This window comes from Parasporobacterium paucivorans DSM 15970, from assembly GCF_900141895.1.
Classification (GTDB): Bacteria; Bacillota; Clostridia; order Lachnospirales; family Lachnospiraceae; genus Parasporobacterium; species Parasporobacterium paucivorans.
In genome coordinates this window covers 1-15,954 of sequence record NZ_FQYT01000027.1, presented here as the reverse complement: position 1 = coordinate 15,954, position 15,954 = coordinate 1, and the positions used below count along the sequence as shown (strand labels likewise).

19 protein-coding genes, 1 tRNA gene and 1 riboswitch are annotated in these 15,954 nt (G+C 45.7%); of the genes, 6 read left to right on the top strand and 14 right to left on the bottom strand.

Annotated elements, in window-relative coordinates:
• Positions 1 to 2: 2 nt before the first annotated feature.
• The 5 genes from BUA79_RS10945 to BUA79_RS10925 all read right to left on the bottom strand — a co-directional run bounded on the left by BUA79_RS10945 (position 3) and on the right by BUA79_RS10925 (position 5,375).
• Complete coding sequence (locus tag BUA79_RS10945; protein WP_073994464.1) at positions 3 to 965, bottom strand: hypothetical protein; 963 nt, start codon at positions 963 to 965, stop codon at positions 3 to 5.
• The gene (gene ligA / locus BUA79_RS10940) at positions 952 to 2,931 is read right to left on the bottom strand and encodes an NAD-dependent DNA ligase LigA (RefSeq protein ID WP_073994480.1); all 1,980 of its coding nucleotides are present in this window, start codon (positions 2,929 to 2,931) and stop codon (positions 952 to 954) included. Before ligA ends, BUA79_RS10945 begins: the two co-directional genes overlap by 14 nt.
• Before the next feature lie 129 nt (positions 2,932 to 3,060).
• Entirely contained in the window at positions 3,061 to 3,789 is a 729-nt protein-coding gene (locus tag BUA79_RS10935; RefSeq protein ID WP_073994479.1) for a pseudouridine synthase, read from the bottom strand.
• A gap of 59 nt (positions 3,790 to 3,848) precedes the next feature.
• Positions 3,849 to 4,535 carry an energy-coupled thiamine transporter ThiT gene (locus BUA79_RS10930; RefSeq protein ID WP_073994463.1) on the bottom strand — a complete coding sequence of 229 codons (687 nt, stop codon included), beginning with the start codon at positions 4,533 to 4,535 and terminating at the stop codon, positions 3,849 to 3,851.
• Positions 4,536 to 4,580: 45 nt separating this feature from the next.
• Positions 4,581 to 4,690: riboswitch (TPP riboswitch) on the bottom strand.
• A gap of 43 nt (positions 4,691 to 4,733) precedes the next feature.
• Entirely contained in the window at positions 4,734 to 5,375 is a 642-nt protein-coding gene (locus tag BUA79_RS10925; RefSeq protein ID WP_073994462.1) for a hypothetical protein, read from the bottom strand.
• A gap of 77 nt (positions 5,376 to 5,452) precedes the next feature.
• Here BUA79_RS10925 and BUA79_RS10920 point away from each other — a divergent pair.
• Positions 5,453 to 5,524, top strand: a tRNA-Arg gene (locus BUA79_RS10920).
• Here the strand turns inward: BUA79_RS10920 and BUA79_RS10915 are convergent.
• From BUA79_RS10915 to cobT, 8 genes are read right to left on the bottom strand one after another with little or no spacing between them, the layout of a single operon-like run.
• Complete coding sequence (locus BUA79_RS10915) at positions 5,516 to 6,550, bottom strand: pyridoxal phosphate-dependent aminotransferase (RefSeq protein ID WP_073994461.1); 1,035 nt, start codon at positions 6,548 to 6,550, stop codon at positions 5,516 to 5,518. The genes BUA79_RS10920 and BUA79_RS10915 overlap by 9 nt on opposite strands.
• Positions 6,551 to 6,560: 10 nt before the next feature.
• Positions 6,561 to 7,631 (bottom strand): adenosylcobinamide amidohydrolase, encoded by a 1,071-nt coding sequence (locus tag BUA79_RS10910; RefSeq protein WP_073994460.1) that lies wholly within the window; start codon positions 7,629 to 7,631, stop codon positions 6,561 to 6,563.
• Complete coding sequence (gene cbiB / locus BUA79_RS10905; protein WP_073994459.1) at positions 7,625 to 8,593, bottom strand: adenosylcobinamide-phosphate synthase CbiB; 969 nt, start codon at positions 8,591 to 8,593, stop codon at positions 7,625 to 7,627. Before cbiB ends, BUA79_RS10910 begins: the two co-directional genes overlap by 7 nt.
• Complete coding sequence (locus BUA79_RS10900) at positions 8,578 to 9,153, bottom strand: histidine phosphatase family protein (protein WP_073994458.1); 576 nt, start codon at positions 9,151 to 9,153, stop codon at positions 8,578 to 8,580. The genes cbiB and BUA79_RS10900 overlap by 16 nt, the downstream gene beginning before the upstream one ends.
• Positions 9,146 to 9,532, bottom strand: a complete 387-nt coding sequence (locus BUA79_RS10895; RefSeq protein WP_073994457.1) for a bifunctional adenosylcobinamide kinase/adenosylcobinamide-phosphate guanylyltransferase — start codon at positions 9,530 to 9,532, stop codon at positions 9,146 to 9,148. The genes BUA79_RS10900 and BUA79_RS10895 overlap by 8 nt, the downstream gene beginning before the upstream one ends.
• Positions 9,523 to 10,290 (bottom strand): adenosylcobinamide-GDP ribazoletransferase, encoded by a 768-nt coding sequence (locus BUA79_RS10890; RefSeq protein ID WP_073994456.1) that lies wholly within the window; start codon positions 10,288 to 10,290, stop codon positions 9,523 to 9,525. Before BUA79_RS10890 ends, BUA79_RS10895 begins: the two co-directional genes overlap by 10 nt.
• Positions 10,287 to 10,817, bottom strand: coding sequence for a bifunctional adenosylcobinamide kinase/adenosylcobinamide-phosphate guanylyltransferase (locus tag BUA79_RS10885; protein ID WP_073994455.1), 531 nt, complete (start codon positions 10,815 to 10,817; stop codon positions 10,287 to 10,289). Before BUA79_RS10885 ends, BUA79_RS10890 begins: the two co-directional genes overlap by 4 nt.
• Entirely contained in the window at positions 10,817 to 11,866 is a 1,050-nt protein-coding gene (gene cobT, locus BUA79_RS10880) for a nicotinate-nucleotide--dimethylbenzimidazole phosphoribosyltransferase (protein ID WP_073994454.1), read from the bottom strand. Before cobT ends, BUA79_RS10885 begins: the two co-directional genes overlap by 1 nt.
• Positions 11,867 to 12,088: 222 nt before the next feature.
• On the opposite strand from cobT, the gene BUA79_RS10875 reads away from it, so the two are divergent.
• From BUA79_RS10875 to BUA79_RS10860, 4 genes are all read left to right on the top strand, one after another.
• A complete protein-coding gene (locus BUA79_RS10875; RefSeq protein ID WP_073994453.1) occupies positions 12,089 to 12,571 on the top strand; it encodes a universal stress protein in 483 nt (160 codons plus the stop codon).
• 80 nt (positions 12,572 to 12,651) lie between these two features.
• The gene (locus tag BUA79_RS10870; RefSeq protein ID WP_073994452.1) at positions 12,652 to 13,092 is read left to right on the top strand and encodes a universal stress protein; all 441 of its coding nucleotides are present in this window, start codon (positions 12,652 to 12,654) and stop codon (positions 13,090 to 13,092) included.
• 47 nt (positions 13,093 to 13,139) lie between these two features.
• Entirely contained in the window at positions 13,140 to 13,559 is a 420-nt protein-coding gene (locus BUA79_RS10865) for a universal stress protein (RefSeq protein ID WP_073994451.1), read from the top strand.
• A gap of 53 nt (positions 13,560 to 13,612) precedes the next feature.
• Positions 13,613 to 14,032: a universal stress protein gene (locus tag BUA79_RS10860; protein WP_094757439.1), complete on the top strand. Its 420-nt coding sequence runs from the start codon at positions 13,613 to 13,615 to the stop codon at positions 14,030 to 14,032.
• 178 nt (positions 14,033 to 14,210) lie between these two features.
• Here BUA79_RS10860 and BUA79_RS10855 read toward each other — a convergent pair whose 3' ends face one another.
• Positions 14,211 to 15,524 carry an IS4 family transposase gene (locus tag BUA79_RS10855; RefSeq protein ID WP_073994450.1) on the bottom strand — a complete coding sequence of 438 codons (1,314 nt, stop codon included), beginning with the start codon at positions 15,522 to 15,524 and terminating at the stop codon, positions 14,211 to 14,213.
• 168 nt (positions 15,525 to 15,692) lie between these two features.
• Here BUA79_RS10855 and BUA79_RS10850 point away from each other — a divergent pair.
• Positions 15,693 to 15,954, top strand: a 262-nt coding sequence (locus BUA79_RS10850; RefSeq protein ID WP_143147868.1) for a helix-turn-helix domain-containing protein, incomplete at its 3' end; no start/stop codon positions are given.

Here is a 15,954-nt window from a genome sequence, read left to right as displayed (position 1 = left end):
CTCTAAACTTCTTTTCTATGAAAAAATCCGCCTCTGACTGTAGAGGCTGCCGTGTTCTTCGCCGCTCTCGTAAATGTCCTGGCAACATTGACTGCGTTTTCCTTCAGCACTCCGCCAAGGAGGGCCGCCGCCTGTCGGGACGCACTTCTTTTGGCTTCTCTCCTGTCCACCGTCGTCAATGCGCAAAGATAGCGCTGGGTAATCACTCCCACCCGAAGAGCCAAAAGTGCATTGACGCTTCCTTCCATAATGGAATTCACCAGAAGGTTTGATATGGCTGACGCACCCGGCACCGCCGAAAGAGCGCTGCCGCCGATGATAGAGGCCAGAAGGGGTTCCAGCTGCTCCTCGATCAGGTCCATATCCTCAATGCTGCGTACAACCAGAACCGTCGCGGCTACATTTCCATATATATACAGAATGCGGCTTAAGGACGGACGATTTTCATAAAGTCTGGTGATCCGGTAGGTCGTTTTCATCAGGCTGAGCAGTACACTGATTCCATCCAACACCCCGTTCTGGGAAACCGCTGTCGTTAGAAAGACTGCGGACGCTTCTCTCTTTATGATTTTCATTGATTCCGCAGAAAGCAGGCCATATGCTTCCAAAACCGAATCCCTTGGGTTTCCGTCCACGAATGTAAAGTTTTTCTGCCGCAGATACCGGTTTTTTGACAGCTGCAATACAAGTTTCTGTATATATCTTTGGTACTCCTCACCTGTATCCGATTCCGGCAGCCTGCCCTGTTTCGGGTACCGCAAGAACAGAACAAGCGGAGCCAGAAAGACCGCCAGAAAAAAGGCGCCTGCCAGGGAAGTGACCGCAATGGCAAGAATCTCATTTACGGTTCTTATGCTGTTATACAGACTCACGAGCTGATTACATACCACCAGCAGAAAAAACAGAAGAACGGCTGCCGAAACAAATATAATAATTTTTTTGAATGATTTTTTATTTGGATTCATCCACTTCCTCCGCGGCATCTATCATTGCAAGGAAGTCCTTCTCGCTGATGATCGGAATTCCAAGTTCTTTCGCTTTCTTGTTTTTGGAGGACTGAGACTGCGTGTCATTGTTGATCAGGTAATCCGTGTTCTTCGTTACGCTTCCTGTCACCTTGCCTCCCATGGATTCAATTTTGTCTCTTGCCTCATCCCTGTTCTCAAAATGGTTCAGGGAACCGGTGATGACAAAAGTTTTATTTTCCAGCAGCAGGGCAGTTCCGGTTGACTTGTCCTGCGTGATTTCAATCACATCCAGAAGCTCATCCACCATACGGATATTTTCAGGATCCTCAAACCAGGATGCAAAAGTGTCGGCTATCACCTCACCTACCCCCTCCACAAGCATTAGCTCTTCCCTGGTGGCTTTACGGAGCCTGTCCAGATCATCGCCAAATTCCCTGCATATCATTTTTGCATTGGCGAGTCCGATATTGGGGATGCCCAGGCTGTATATGAACCTTGGAAGGGTTGTCTTTCTGGCCTTTTCAAGGGATGACACAAGATTATCATAGGATTTTCTTCCGAAGCCCTTCATCTCGACGATTTCATCCTCGTACCTTTCAATCCGGAAAAGATCTGCATATTCCTTGATAAATCCTTTTTCCAGAAACTTATCCAGGGTCTCCTCGGATATTCCTTCTATATTCATGGCATTTCTGGATACAAAATGAGCCAGCGACTTAATCATCTTGGCCGGACAGTCCTCGTTGGGGCAGTAAAGAGTCCTCACTTCTCCGGTTTCGCGTATCACAGTTTCATGTCCGCATGCCGGGCATTCCCTGGGAATTCGTACGCTGCCGCTGCGGGTCAGATTCTCTGCAACCTGGGGAATGATCATGTTTGCCTTATAGACTTCTATTTCATCCCCTTCTCCCAGCGCCAGAGCTTCCAGAATGCTTATATTATGGAGGCTGGCGCGAGTTACCGTCGTCCCTTCCAGCTCCACCGGTTCAAATACCGCAATCGGGTTGATAAGTCCTGTCCTGGAAGGACTCCACTCTATATGTTTCAGACGGGTAGTCCTGAGCTCATCCACCCACTTCAATGCCATGGAATTCCTTGGAAATTTCGCCGTTGCGCCCAGAGACTGGCCATAGGAAATATCATCAATGAGAAGAACGAGCCCGTCGGAAGGAATATCATGTTCCAGTATAGATGAGGCAAATGCACTCACAGTATCCGGAAGCGTTTCTGCTGTCACCTCTTTATACTCCACCACGGAAAACCCCTGCCGCTTCATCCATTCAAACTGCTCCATACAGGAGTTATGAAAACCTTCCCCTTCCGCCCGGACCAGGTAAAATGCATAGAAATTCACATTTCTCTCCGCCGTAATCTGATTGTTCAGCTGCCTGACCGAACCGCTGCAAAGGTTTCGCGGGTTCTTGAACCGGGCTCCCACATCATCGATTTTCTCATTTATACGGTTAAAATCCGAATATTTAATAACTGCTTCTCCCCGCAGGATCAGCTCTCCCTTAAAGGGGATACTGAGTGGTATGTTCTTGAAGACCCTGGCGTTATTGGTGATCACCTCGCCGATCTGTCCATTCCCTCTGGTTACAGCTTTGTACAGCGTACCATCCCTGTAAGTAAGGACAATGGTAAGCCCATCCAGCTTCCAGGAAAGCAGACCTCTTTGGCTTCCCAGAAATTCCGCCAGTACACCCACATCCTTCGTCTTGTCCAGCGAAAGCATTGGGACTTCATGGTTCTCCTTCGGAAGCTCTGTTACTGCCTCATATCCCACGTTTACGGATGGGCTGTCTGCCAGAACGATGCCTGTCTCCTTCTCCAGTTCCAAGAGCTCATCATAAAGCCCGTCATATTCAAGATTGCTCATGATTTCCCGGTCTTCCTGATAATAAGTCCGTCCTGCCTTATTTAATATTTCTACCAGTTCTCTGATTCTCTTTTGTTTATCCATATTCTGCACCATCTGCTCCGATTATTTGCCCTGAGGCTGACTATCCCTAATTTTATCACAGGGCAGAAAGATACACAATTAAATAAAGCTCACCCCGGAGGGCAAACTTTATTTTATAGAAAATATTCATCAGAAGCTTCCTAACAGCTGTTCAATCTCTTTTGGGGTCACATCCCTGTAACAGCCTTTCTTCAGATCTCCCAGTTCTATATTCATGATGCGGACCCTTTTCAGCCTGACCACCTTGTAGCCCAGGTATTCGCACATTCTGCGGATCTGCCGGTTGAGGCCCTGGGTCAGCACGATTTTGAAGATCTGCTCACCCATTTTTCTGACCTCGCATTTTCTGGTAACCGTATCAAGTATGGGTACTCCCTGCGACATCTTCCGAATAAAATCCTCCGTGATTTCGTGATCCACAATGACGATATATTCCTTTTCATGGTGGTTGACGGCCTTCAAAATCTTGTTCACAATGGCGCCATTGTTGGTGAGGAGAATCAGTCCCTCGGAGCCCTTATCGAGCCGTCCGATGGGATAAATGCGCTTCGGATAATTTATGAAATCAATGATGTTTTCGGGGACATCCCTGCTGGTCGTACATTCGATGCCTTTCGGCTTGTTCAGCGCAATCAGGATAAACTCTTCCTCCCGTGTGACCGGTCTTCCGTCGCATATGACTGTCTGGGATGGGAGTATTTTCATTCCCACCACGGCTGGCTTCCCATCGACGGTGACTTTCCCTGCTTCAATCAGCCGGTCGGCTTCTCTGCGGGAACATGCCCCAGCATCGCTCAGGAATTTATTTAAACGTATCTCCTTATTTTCATCAAAGCTTTCCACCATATCTTTCTTCATTCCGCTCATTTCGGCAAATTCCCCATATCCGTTTATTTTGCCATATTATACCATAAATCCTAATCTTCTACAGCCATTCTTTTAACATATTTGAAAGCTTTGCTTACGGCTGGTACGGACAAGAGGATAATGGTTGCCGCCGCCTCAGGTACGATATAAAAGGCATTGTAAGCCAGTGAATACACAGGAGCGCTCATGCCGCTTCCCTCTGCATAGGCTGCAAAGAAAAGAAGTCCTGACAGGAAGGCAAATACAAGGCGCCCAAAAACCCCCACAATATATCCGGTCACAAGTCCGTATTTCCTGCCCGCGAAAAAACCGGACAGACCCAGGGCACCGAAGGCAAGAGGATAGTCCACAATCATCTGGGGGATGGAATAAAAGATTGGCGAAATCAAAAACTGAAGCAGACCATAGGCAACGGCCGTCATGATTCCGGCCTTCGGTCCGTACCAGTATCCAATGAGGCAGATAAAGAGCATGCTGAAAAACGTAACGGACCCGCCCATAGGCATCTCAAAGGGCTTGATCATAGAGGTCACCATGGCCAGAGCCAGCGCTATGGCAGAAAAAACCAGCTGTCTGGTGGTAGATTTTGGGGATTTTACGGTTCTGGAACGGATAAAAAGAGCGACGGCAATCAGTGCCACGATGAGAATCACCACGGTAATGATGCCCGGGGTTGTGAGCTTGAATACATTCTCTTCCCAACTGTTGACTGTTGGAAATGCAAAAAAATCTGACATAAAAAAATCCTCCTTATTTTTGCCAGAGGATTACTTTAACTGATAGTAGAAAGAAATCTGCTTCCCTACGTCGGAATGACCCGAATCAAGTAATGAGGGTTAATATCATGATACCGCGATATATTCTCAGCCGTGAGGCTCCCCTAGCGTTTATTGGTGGTCAGTATAGCACCTGGATTTCTTTCTGTCAAACAAATCTTATGTTCCGGACGTCTCGGATGTTGCGGTTGTCTCGGATGTCGCAGTTGTTTCCGAAGCTTCGGTGGTTTTCCCGTTCGCATCCAGGGATTTGATATATTCACTGAATGCTTTCAGATTGACATCAGCACTGAGTGCATCCTGGTACTTTTTTTCCGTATCATCAAGCAGCTTCCTGACCTGCTCATTATCCTGCAGGCTGCGGATATATTGCGCAATGTCCGCAGGAATGGGGCTGGTTATGGAATAAACCCCATCCTGGCTTTTTTGAACAAAGAAGGTCTCAATGCCGGGCGCCAGGGTGGCAGTATTGATAATCTTTGCTTCCCAGTAGGCGAATACGATATAGCTGTCTTTTACCGGCCCCTCCGCGATATAGCAGGATAGGTTGTTATAGGACTCTATTATGGTATCCGCAGTGGGTATCAGCGCCGCGTAATGATCCGATATGAGCGCATTGATTTCCGGCACGGTATCCTGCTGCAGAGACAGTCCGGCGATTTCCGAGCTTTGTTCCAAAGACGAACTTTCTTCGTTCTCCGCTTTTTTTGCATTTACTGCGATGAGTACAACAATCAATACGATAACCAGGATTCCCAGGATTCCATACAGGACCGCCTGATTTTTTTTTATTTTCTGCATATGCTCTGCTCCAATTCTTGACAATTTTAAAATGTAGTTGAAAAAATCCGTTATCTCCACTATAATACTTTATACATGCATCTGTAGCTCAATGGATAGAGCGTTGGCCTCCGGAGCCAGAAGTGCTGGTTCGATTCCAGTCAGATGCATTTTTTTAATGTTTCTATGAGCTTTATGTTCTCAGGGCGGGTTCTTACCGCAATTCTATAATATCCTTTTCTCAATCCCTCATAATTGCTGCAGTCCCGAATCATTATACCTTCATTCAGACATTCTTCATACAGGTTTTCATGGGCCTTCAGAAAAATATAATTTGCTGCATGTCCGAAATAGGTAATTTTCAGATTATCCAGCTCCTTCAAAAGAAACTCCTTCTCTTCCTGCAGTGTTTCCAGGAATTTTTGAGTGGACTCATTCTCTTGGAGCGCTGCTAATCCTGCCTGCTGGGCTATGACAGACACGCTCCAGGGCTGAGTTACAGCTTTCATCCTCTTTAACAGCTTCTCATCGCTGCAGTACCCATATCCCAGACGGATGCCCGCCATGGCATAAATCTTCGTGAAAGCTTTCAGAATAAACAGATGCCGGTTGGAAGCCACGAATTCCTTCAGAGTGTTTTTACCGGGATTTTCGGTCATGTCCAGGAAGCATTCATCCAGAACCAGCAGTACTCCGCATTCCCTGCACTTTTCCATTATTCGCAGCAGCAGTTCATGGGGAATTTTCTTTCCGGTTGGATTATTGGGATTGCATAAAAACAGGATGTCATATTCATCCGTGATTTTATCCGGCATGTCCTCCATCAGCTCAAAGCCATTCTCTTCTTTCAGGTACTCATACGTTATGTCACATTCCTCAAATATTTCCAGTGCCTGCTGATACTCATAAAAAGAGGGAACCGGCAAAAGAGCCTTTTTGGGGCGCAGGGCAACGACCAGAGAAAAGATAAGGTCTGCCGCTCCGTTTCCGCACAGGATATATTCCTCCGGAAGGTTTTCCCTTATGGAAAGTTCTTTTCTTAACTGCCTGCATTCCGTATCCGGATACTTGTCCGAAACCTCCAGCGCCTGTGCGGCCGCCTTCTTGATGGCATCCGGGGTTCCCAGCATATTGATATTCGCAGAAAAATCTATTACATTTTTATGGGTGTATATGTCACCACCGTGCTTGTGCATCTGTATTCTCCTATTCTGTAACCATGCGGACGAAGCCTTCCGAGTACAACCTGACCATTTCCTTCACGCAGTGGGAATGTGTCCCCTGCTCAGGCTTGAATCCCATTTTATCTAATATTTCCATGCCTTCCCTGTACCCGGATCCGGCTGGAATCATTTCCCAGTTCATCTGGTCCAGAAGATGGGCATACAGGGAGGTAGCGATGACTATTTCTTCCCGTCCACCTATTTCAAATAAAAGGTTGGTGAAATCTGTCCGGTTCAGGACTCCGTCACCTGTGGACCGGTAAATTTCCCAAAGGCTAGTATCCGAAACCCCGAATCTCTGCATCCGGGCTATGGCGTCAAACTGAAAGAGCGGGGTAAGACCGGTCTGCAGAAACAATGCTTTTTTCACTGCCTCTTTTACAGTCTTCCCAATATATTCTCCCATTTTGAACTGTTTTCCTGCCTCTGTTATCCTTTTCTCCGATTCAAGGTCCGTAATGATTATGGTACCATCCGTGCCCGATCCTGTCGCAAGTCCGTCAGAAAAAAGGCTGGGAGCCAGAAGTTCCTGCAGGGCTGCCGTCTTGGCTTCCGTACAGGTCACCAGGGCTCTGGTTATTGCTCCCTGCGTAAGGTCTGCATCGATGTGCAGCATGATGTTTATGGTACCCGGATTATAGGGAAGACATTTTTCATCCAGTTCCCTCCAGAAAGCGGGGTCGCCTGCCCGGCCACCGTTATGGTCCACGCCGGCGGTCACCACCGCCGTGACGGTGAAATCTGTGAACTGTCCAGATACAATGGCCGTGTTCTTCATATAGGCAGAGGTACATAGACCGCAGGTCCGGGTATCATCCAGTCCCAGTCCCTTGGCGGTCGCCCGGAGGTGCCCCTCATAGGTATCCGCCAGCATCTTTATTTCAACCCCCAAAAGGGGTTTGCAGTCATTATTAAATACACTGGACAGGTCATCTGATATGCCTCCGTTTAAATTCGAGGTGCTCAGCACCCTCCTTTTTCCGGCAAACCGGATAATCACGCTCTGCTTTTCCAGGGCCGCCTCATCCCCGTTTGGGAAGGTGTGCATTACCATAGGAACAGGATTCCTCCTTTTATCAGGGTGAGAATGACCATCGTGATGAGGGAAGTTGCGTACATCAGTTTGTTGGCCCGCGGGATATCTTCACTTTCAATTTCCCTGACAGGATCTCCAATCGTCCTTTTTTTCTTCAGTTCCCCGAAATAAAAGGCATCCCCGGCTAGCTGCAGCTGCAGGGCACCGGCCATAACAGCTTCCGTATGGGCAGAGTTGGGACTGTCATGATTGAATCTGTCTCGTCTGTATATCCGGACAGCCTCCCGGGAGTCTCCCACTGAAAAATATGTGGCCAGAATCATCATGAATGCGCTGAACCGGGCCGGGATGTAATTGAGCACATCATCCAGCAGGGCTGCCGACCTTCCGAGATTCAGGTATTTTTCATTTTTATATCCGACCATAGAGTCCATCGTATTGACGGCCTTGTAGAAAAACCCTAGAGGTGCGCCTCCAATTATCATGAAAATCATTGGAGCAATGACACCATCCGAGGTATTTTCCGCAACCGTTTCAACAGCGGCTTTTGCTATCCCTTTTTCATCCAGGAAACGGGTATCCCGGCCGACAATCATGGACACCGCCTTGCGGGCACCCTCCACGTCATTATCCTTCAGATGCCTGAAAACCAGCATGCTCTCGTCTTTCAAGTCCCTTGTGGCCAGGATGCTCCAGCACATAAGGGATTCTGCCGCTATTCCGGCAAACGGGCTGATATGGTATAGCGCTATGAGGATGACAAGCGGAATCGCCGTGGAAATCAGGATAACCGAAACCATAAGAAAAACTCCCGCTGCCGTCTCCCCCTTCTGAGTGGCCTGAAATTTCCCCCGGTAAAAAACCTCCAGCCGGCTGATCAGCTTCCCGATCAGCTTTATGGGATGGGGCAGGTTCCTGGGGTCTCCCACCAGCAGATCCAATATATATCCAATTCCAACGCTTATCAATGAATAGAACATTTTACGGTAATCCTCCGATTCTCATCTGTCTCAACCAGATATCCTTCTGCATTCTCCACATACCAGGAATAGAAATCCTTCTCCGGAACTGCGAACTGTTCCATAATATTCATGATGACCCCTCCATGTGTGACGACTGCAACGTCAGGGCAATGGTTTTGCAGGCTTTCCCTGACAATAAGTGCGAAGGCCTCCGCCGACCTTTTCCTGAACGTGTCCAACGCTTCTCCCTCGGGAAAGTCTTTTTTTCCTCCGGAATCGATCCACTCCTGATATTCCGGAGAGCCGGACAGTTCTCTATAGTTTTTATTCTCGAAAAGTCCGAAATCGCATTCCCTTAGTTCTTCCAGAATTATATGCTCCACATCCGGATAAATAATCCCGGCAGTTTCCCTGCAGCGCAGCATCGGACTGACGAAGACAATCTGTGCTTTCGGATACTTCTTCCCGTTTAACGAAAAACGTCCCTCGCTGCACAAGGGTTCATCTGTGATTCCTATGTATCTTTTCAGAAGGTTCCCTTCGGTCATCGCATGCCGTATAAAAGCTGCATTAATCACGTTTGATCACCATTCCTATCCCACATACCACCCTGTGGACGCTGACGGCTGACTTTGCCAGTCTGCAGGATGTCCTGCCGCATGTTTCTCTGTATTTCCGGTCAAAGGGGTCGGTGGGGATTACCCCACAGCCCAGCTCATTCACGATTACAACCGCTTCCGGATTTTCCCCCACAAGCCTGCGGATAAAGGAATCCATGTCTTTTTCTTCCAGTAGCATCCTGCGGATCAGCAGATGAAAATTGTCGATGATGGCCGCATGAAACACCGTCTCATATTCACAGTCCAGACCGTCACAGACATCCTCTGGGGCCAGCCCGGTCAGTTGCAGAGCATAGTCTTTCTTTCCCTGGAAAGCGCCTCCCGTTATCAAAAGCATATCATGTTTCCTCCTACCACGCATATTAATATTGCAAGTTCACACAGCTGCAGAAAATATCCGCACAAGTCTCCCGTAATCCCTCCGAAGCTTTTATATGCGATGTACCGAAAGTATGCAAAAACCAGAAAAGCCGCACAAAGGGCGATTATTCCCAAAACCGGATTTATTGCAACCATGGCCGCGCCGCTCAGTACAATCATGACAATATTGGATATACGGACGTTCCGGCTTACGGCCGCATCAGAAAACAGGCTGGCAAGCCCCGTCTTTTTTGCCTTGCGAAAGCTTACCACGGAAAGGGCGCTCAGGGAACGGGACAGCACGAATCCGAGCGCAACGATAAGGATGGTGCGTCCGCCGATTTCATGCCAGAAGGAAAATGTCAGAACCATGTACACGATGCCATAGATGACGGCAAAGGCTCCTGCATTGGAATCGCTTAATATCTCTATCTTCTTATCCATAGACTGATTGGAGCTCAGAGCATCTATGGTGTCCAAAAAGCCGTCCATATGGATTCCTCCCGTAATCAGGACCGGCAGTACTGTAAATACTCCGGCCGAGAGTACCGGGCTGATTCCAAATGTGGACACAATATAATACCAGGCACATGCCAGAGCCCCGATTACAATACCGACAAAAGGGAAAAAGCTCATGGCATATCTCATATTTTTAACTTCCCACTCAATGGATGGCATGGGTATTTTGGAATACATTGCAAAAGCAATGACTACACTCTGTAAAATAGATTTCATAACCCGCCTCCCGCTTTTCTGACAGGAATCACAATTCCGTGTACTACCTCGAAAACATTGTCTGCACGCCCGCAGATATATAGATTTACGTCTGCCAGGGCCTTCATGTATGTCCCGGTCTCATCTTCATATTCCGTTCCGTCTTCAAAGATATTGTTGGTCACGATGACAAGATGTCCTGCCTGCCCCGCCAGGTGGTCTATCCCACCGGCCACGGACTGAAAGCAGTTTTCTTTGGCTCCACAGTCTAAAAACATTTCATTAGCAACCAGATTCGAGACGCATTCCAACAGGACCGAGCTTCCCTTCTCAATCTCTACCGCAGAAATATCTGTAAAGGCTTCAATCGTCTCAAAGTTCTTTCCGCTCCTCATTTCTCTGTGCCTGTCAATTTTCGCAAAGCTCTCTCTGTCGTAAGGATACATAGTCGCAATGTAATAAAAGGGACCGCAGGCATTGCGAACCGCCATATTTTCGGCAAATTCGGATTTACCGCTTCCGCTGCCCCCGTAAACTACCGTTATCATTATTCCAGTTCCTCGTAGGCATCCAGCTCGATCTGCTCAAATGTGCTCATTTTGTTATATATTTCTAAAGCTATATCCAGTATGGGAAAGGACGCAACTGCGCCTGTACCTTCTCCCAGACGCATGTCACAGACTAGCAGGGGATTTAAGCCGAGTTCTTCCAGGAGCATCACAGAAGCAGGTTCCTGGGACACATGGGAGGCGAGCATATACCCGGTAATCCTGGAGTCCAGCCTGGAAGCCAGCAGCGCTGACACGGAAGAAATGAAGCCGTCTATTACAACAGGAACGCGGAAGGCTGCCCCACCGATGAATACACCCATAAGCCCTGCGATGTCGAAGCCTCCCACCTTGGCCAGTACATCTACGGGATCAAGGGGATCTGGCCGGTGAAGTTCTATGGCATTTTTTATTACCTGAATCTTTTTATTCAGGGCAGATGAGGAAAGGCCTGCGCCTTTTCCCGTAACGGATTCGACGTCGACACCCAGCAGCGCGCTTGTGACAGCACTGCTGGTCGTTGTATTTCCGATGCCCATTTCTCCGGTTCCAATCAGATTATAGCCTTTTTCCTTCAATTCCCGAACCATATCTATTCCAACTTCTATCGCATCGACCGCCTGCTGTCTGGTCATAGCGGGTTCCTTGGCCATATTTTTCGTTCCGTAGGCAATCTTTCTGGGAATAATCCGTGTTTCTGAACACATTCCCACATCAACAGGAAAAAGATCCACACCCTGCATCCGGCACATAATGCTGACGCAGGATTTTACCTGAAGGAAATTCTCTGCCACGATAGCCGTAACTTCGCTTCCGCTTTGGGATACACCCTCCTCGACTACCCCATTGTCACCGCACATGACCACATGGGCTTTCTTGTCCAGCACCACCTGGCTGTCTCCGGCTATACCGGCTATTTTGATGACCGCTTCTTCCATTCTTCCCAGACTGCGGAGCGGCTTTGCTATGCTGTCCCATCTTTTCCGGCTTTCATCCATAGCTTTACTGTCAGGCTGACGGATTAATTCCAGTGCTTCATTTAATTTCATATATGATTACCTCTTTGCTTTTTTTATCATGACTACAAGTATACTCCAATTCATGGTCTTTTATCAAGTTGCATACCATTAATTTTTGGTACTATACTGTAGATATTTTCCGGTAAAAAGCAGAAAATTTCCTGACATCCTTAAAGTATCTGTAAAACCAACCGATATTATGTTAAAATGGAGGTGTGGCATTCAGATAATATTCAAGAGGGGGGAATGACGATGAAGATATTAACACCCGTTGACGGTTCCGATGCATCTGTTAATGCACTGAAGAAATCTATTGAAATCGCTGGAAAATATGGTTTTTCAATCAAACTCATACACGTGGTGGATGTGACGAAAATGCTGAGTCTCCAGAGGAATATGCGGATGTGGAGCCAGGTAGACGGATCCATTCTTGCAGGTCAGGACGTACAGGACAATTATAAGGATATAGCCTTGGAAAACGCGCGGGCTCTTATGGATTCAGTCACGTCCGATCTTGATTTTTCCGGCATCGAGGTCGAAAAACAAATAGTGTTTGGCGAGCCTTATATGAAGATTCTGGAAACAGCAGAAAGCGAAGGCTTTGATCTGATAATCATGGGAAACCGCGGTTTTTCCGGAATCAAGCGTTTTTTCCTGGGTTCCGTTTCCCAAAGGGTGATTTCCGAAGCAAAATGTCCTGTCCTCATAATCCATAGCGATATTACGGAAGAATAACCATCTGTTGCAGTTGAAAGCGCCGTATGTTACAATTATTACGTAATTTGAGAGAATATAATCTGTAAGGAGGAATATGCATGACAGTTAAAAAAATTCTTGTTCCCGTAGACGGCTCCCCAAATTCTCAAAAGGCAATTGAAAAGGCAAAGGAATTGGCTGAACAGTATGGCAGCCAGATTATTCTGTTCAATGTTATGGAAATGTCCAGTCTCGATTATCCTTCCAATCCCTATACATTCTCCAGGGAGCTTCTTGAAAGACTGAACCAGGAAAGCAAACTTATATCGACAAAAATCCTGGAAAACGCAAAAAAAAGCCTGGAGTCATTGGGTGAAAGGGTTTCCATGGTACAGGAGGTCGGAGTGGCGTACGACTTGATCATCAATTATGCCGAAACTCATGATGTGGATCTAATCGTCATCGGGTCAAAGGGAACCAGCGGTGTCCGGAATATGCTGGGCAGCGTCACCCGCAAAGTGGCCGTCGGATCCAAAAAATCGGTCCTTATTGTAAGATAAAAGATTTTTCAACTGTTAGATTGATTAAATCAGGATGAGGTGAAATTATGGAAATCAAGAAAATCCTTGTACCCATTGATTCTTCCGCTTATTCCCGGGATGCAGCCGAACGGGCAAAGTCACTGGCCGGTTTTTATGGCAGCGAGATAATTCTTCTTAATGCTATCGATATCTCGAACATTTACCAGTTTGACCTTCCCGAAAACATCCGGGCGGAATACTACAGATTATCCACAGAACTTCTCCAAACATTCAAACAAAACCTGGATGCAGCCGGATATAGGGTTACTACCGTCCAAAGAGAAGGTGTTCCTTATGATGTCATCATCGGCTACGCAGAAGAGGCTGACATTGATTTAATCGTAATGGGTTCCCAAGGAACCAGCGGCGTTACCAGTTTTCTTTTAGGCAGCGTCACACGTAAGGTAGCGATTGGTTCCCATAAATCCGTCCTTATAGTCAGATAGGTCATTCGTCATCTTGACATTACTATATTAAAAATTCTATCGGAGGTATCATCATGGCAATCAGCAAAATTTTAGTACCAGTGGACGGTTCTTCCTACTCACAGCAGGCACTGGAACAGGCAAAATTGTTCGCGGAATCATTCGGAAGCGAAATTATCCTTCTTCACGTTATAGATAATACCAACATCTACCCGCGTGACATGTCCGATAAGATCAGACAGGAAAACCACCGTATGTCCACCAAGCTTCTTGAAAAGGAAAAAAACAGCATTGCATCATTAAACGTCAAGATTTCTACCATTCAGAAGGAAGGCGTTCCCTACGACGAAATCATCCGTCAGGCGGAAGAATCCGATGTCGACATGATCATAATGGGTTCAAGAGGAACCAGCGGCGTCAGCCGCGTATTGATGGGCAGCGTTACACGAAAAGTTGCTGTAGGTTCAGAAAAATCAGTTCTCATCGTAAGATAAAAAAACGGCGCACGAAGATGCCAATGTCATTTAGATAAGTGACATTGGAATATTCCACCACCTTTTTGGGTCAGCAGAATTATATCTGCTGACTCATTTCGTTTTGTCTAAGAAAAAATTTTCATAACAATGAGACAGATTGTTCATCTGTCTCAAAAAATGCTGTATACTACATTTGTTAAGCTGCTCTGTAAAGGAAGCTTACTGTAGACTGGGGCTTGACTTTGCGAGGGTCGTGACGCCCCGGTCTTACCGGTAGTAGTTCTTTGCTGATCAGGGTCTCAACATCTGGTGGTACCTTATTTGGCTTAATGCTAAGAAAGTATCGGCAAATATGTATTGCTATCGTATAATTCAGCTGATAGTCATATTTCGTATTCTTTTTTTCTATTGATACCTGGGTAGTTATAATCTCACAGAAGTTGTACAGAACTAGCCTTGCCCAGATTTCTTGTTTTATGTAATCTACTTTTCGAGCGTGAAAACAGGTCATTCCAACGGCATATTTTAACTCTCTAAATGACGTCTCTATTCCCCATCTCTTATGATAAAGTTCTTTTATCTCCTTTATGTTAAACTCTTCTTCAGGCAGATTTGTAATAATGCATTCGAACTTCCCTTCTGAAATCTCAAACCTTAGAATTCTCATTGTTATGTCGTAGTATTTATTGGTATAAAGATCTAAATAATCGAATGGTGTTGCTTTCATTATGATCCTATATTTTTGTGGGTTTTCCTTTACTTCCTTAGTTTGTTTTCTAGTCAGTGTCAAGGATAACCTGACATCGAATTCTTCAGAATCCGGTAAGTCACAGGCGGATGTGATACCGTTACTATAAACATCCTTTACACGAATAAGATAGTTCATGCCTTTTCTCTCTGCATGGGCAAAGATGTTATAGTTTTCATAACCTCTATCAGCAATAAAAATAGTCTTTTCAATACCGGAATATCGATCAATCATCGAACACATAGCCTTAGCTTCGTTTTCACAGCGACCTGGTTGAATAATTGCATCAATATAACAACGACTGTTCAAATCATAAAGTGCATTGAGATGAAGTTGATTAAAGCCTTTGTCATTTGGCAAAGATTGAAAATACGTATCAGGATCATCAGGATTTCTGGCAATGTTCAAATCAGATCCATCACAAGCAAGCAGACGATATCCACAATAGGTTTTCATTTTTGCTGAAAATGATTCCGTAAATTCATGAAATAAGAATTCAAATGCCTCTGGGAGGAGTTGCTCTCTTCGTTGATTAAAAGCGGAATTGGAAGGCAAGTTATCACTATACTCAAAAAACTTATACAGTTCTTCCTTCATACTTCTTCCTTCCATCGTGAGCATAAATTTCATCATAGATTCTAAATCCCATTTTTTCTTTCTCTGAAAGTCCTTATCAGGATTTTTGGAGAAAAGCCATGGACATTTTTTCATATCTTCAACGATTTCCCATAACCTTCTCTTGACAACATCAGAATAATTCATAAGCTAAACCTCCTTAAAATATATATTAATAAAGGGCTTCGCCGCATTTTTTTATTGACTTGTCAAGTGTTTTTTGAGTTTTATACAAAAAAAGAGCAGGGCATGTATTTTGAACTGACCCCCATAAGTTAGACCTAAAAATCTAACTTATGGGAGGTCAGTTTTTTTATGGCAAAATATAGTTTTGAATTTAAAAAGCAAATTGTTACAGATTATCAAAATGGCAAAGGTGGTTACTGTTTTCTAGCAGAAAAATATCATATTAAGAATAATGAACAAGTTCGAAAGTGGATTAAGGCTTATCAGACTTTTGGCGATGAAGGATTAATGCGTTCTAGAAAAAATGAAAGTTACTCTTTTGAATTTAAGCTTCATGTAGTAGAGTTATATCTAACAACAGAAATTTCATATCAGGAATTAGCTTTATCTG